Below are 257 nucleotides of genomic sequence, written 5' to 3' on the forward strand. Positions count from 1 at the left end.
CCGGCGGGAGCACCACGCACAGGCTGACGCCGCTGGTGTCCTTGCCCAGGGAGGCCATTGTCATGGGGGCCGAGATGCGGATTGCGTCAGAGGTGTTGCCTCCCGTCTGTGCTGCTGTGCTGGCAGACCGCTATCTCGCGCCTGGCGAGTCGACGCGCGAACAGGTCTTCAGAAGGGTCGCCCATGCATTGGCCGCTGCAGAAGCGCCCGAGCGACGCGCACACTTTGCGCGGCTGTTCTACGCCAACATGTTGCAT

1 protein-coding gene is annotated in these 257 nt (G+C 65.4%); it reads left to right on the top strand.

Annotation, left to right across the window (positions count from 1 at the left end):
- Positions 1-62 precede the first annotated feature (62 nt).
- The coding region (locus RVY79_RS20395; protein WP_317466410.1) for a ribonucleotide reductase N-terminal alpha domain-containing protein at positions 63-257 on the top strand (195 nt) is incomplete at its 3' end.

This window comes from Chromohalobacter sp. HP20-39, assembly GCF_033052815.1.
In the GTDB taxonomy this organism is placed as follows: Bacteria; Pseudomonadota; Gammaproteobacteria; order Pseudomonadales; family Halomonadaceae; genus Chromohalobacter.